Raw genomic sequence first — 604 nt, forward strand, 5'->3', positions numbered from 1 at the left:
CGACGGCGACGACCGGATCGGACGCCCCGGCTGGCGACGCGGCCGACTCGGGAGGCGACTCGACCCCCGAGACCACCGCCGCGCGGGTGGACTCGGCGTTACCATACACTACGCGGCTGCCGGACCCGGTGGCGTACGATGCGGAGCGACACGCGCTCGTCTGCGTGGGGTGTGAGAGCCGGTATGACCCCTCCCCGGATGGGTTCCGGGCAGCGATCGGCTGTTGTCACGACCCCGACAACGTTGCCCGCGACGACTGCCCGATCTGTGAGCTGCCGCTCAAGCTCACGTACGCAGAGCGGCAGGAGAGTCCGATCAGCGACGCCGGCCTTCGGTTTCTCCAGGCGGTGTACTCGGCCCACCAAGGACAGTACGACCCGGAGCTAGAGTACGATATCACCCGCGACAGCATGCGCCGCCTCCAAGAGTACGTCGGCTTGGAGTCCGACGAACTCGATGAGCTGCGCGAGGCCGGGCTGGTCAGCCGCGACTGCCGGTATCCCCACATTCTGTACACGGTGACTGCGGAGGGGCGTGACGCGATCGGCGTCCGCCACCGTGAGGGCGTCGCCCACGGCGCCGGCGCCGGCGACCTCGGAGAGTC

The 604-nt window shown here is 69.4% G+C and carries 1 pseudogene; it reads left to right on the plus strand.

Going from position 1 to position 604, the window contains the following annotated elements:
- A pseudogene (locus tag DVK07_RS20625) lies at nucleotides 1-604 on the plus strand (hypothetical protein); the annotation flags it as partial.

Source organism: Halorubrum sp. Atlit-26R (genome assembly GCF_003666015.1).
Classification (GTDB): Archaea; Halobacteriota; Halobacteria; order Halobacteriales; family Haloferacaceae; genus Halorubrum.